Here is a 1087-nt window from a genome sequence, read left to right as displayed (position 1 = left end):
TCTACGGCGAGTTCCTCGCGCGGCGGCTGCTGCACTCCACCGTCACCGGGCGGGACGGACGGCAGGTCGAGATCGTGGTGGGCACGCCGTTGTACGTGGCGATGGCCGACGAGGACGCACGCCGGGAGGCCTGACGTGGAGCCGGACATCGTGGGGATGCGGCTGGCGGGCGACGTCGCGGGCCTGAGCGAGGTCATGCGGTCCGGCCCGTCCCCGTACACCGTGTGGGCCGTCGACCTGCTGGGGGACATCGGCGGACGGGCCGCCGCCGACGCCCTCTTCGACTGCGTGGACCGGCCGGACGCATATCCGCGCTGGCTGCACCTGCACGCCCTGTCCGCCCTCGCGGCGCTGCGGGACCGCCGCGCCCTGCCGGTGATCCTCGGACAGGTGCGGCGCGGCGCCCCTGGCGACCGGGCGCGGGCGATCCGGATGTACGAGGACCTGGGCGCGATCGGCGGGCCCGAGGCGGTCCGCGAACTCGTCCATCGGCTCGGTGACCCGAGACCGCCACGGGTGGTCGTCGAAGCGGTGGCGCGGCTGCGCCCGCCGGAGGCCGTGCCCGTGCTGATGGCCGCGCTCTGGGCGCTGCTGCCCGGCGACGAGCTGCACACCGTGGAGGCGCTGGGGGCGATGCGCGACCCTCGTACCGGACCGGCGCTGCTGTTCCTGGTGCATGCGAAAGGCACCTCACCGCGGCTGCGCAGGGCGGCGGTCCTGGCGCTCGCCGAGATCCCCGAGGACTCCTGGCCGCCACCGGCCGGCCTGTCCCCCGAAGTCATGCTGCGGCGCGCGCTGCGCGATCCGGACGCGGAGACCGCGCGCCCCGCGGCCGTGCTCCTCGCCAGGACGAGCAACGGCCGGGACCAGCTGCGGGCCCACCTCATGGACACCGTTCCGGGGCGCACGGCCGCCTACCGCGCCCCGGACTGCTCCGCCGTCACGGTCTGCGCGCTCATCCAGGAGCGGCCCGAACTCTTCGGCCCGGCGCGGGACTACAGGGACGTGCCGACCCTCATCGAGCTGCTCGGCAAGGAGTCGGCGGCGCCGGTCCGCAGGGCGGCGGCCGGGGCGCTCGGCGCCATCG

The 1087-nt window shown here is 75.9% G+C and carries 2 protein-coding genes; both read left to right on the top strand.

Annotated features, from left to right (window positions below; translation table 11 throughout):
- Positions 1–134 (top strand): DUF7019 family protein (locus AOK03_RS45260; RefSeq protein WP_425264437.1); only part of this gene is annotated, 134 nt, incomplete at its 5' end.
- A gap of 1 nt (position 135) precedes the next feature.
- On the top strand, positions 136–1087 hold a 952-nt coding region (locus AOK03_RS43260), incomplete at its 3' end, for a HEAT repeat domain-containing protein (protein WP_425264436.1).

It is taken from the genome of Streptomyces atriruber, from assembly GCF_001418325.1.
Classification (GTDB): domain Bacteria; phylum Actinomycetota; class Actinomycetes; order Streptomycetales; family Streptomycetaceae; genus Streptomyces; species Streptomyces atriruber.
Note: the sequence above shows the minus strand (reverse complement) of the source record. Positions and strands in the feature narration are given on the sequence as shown.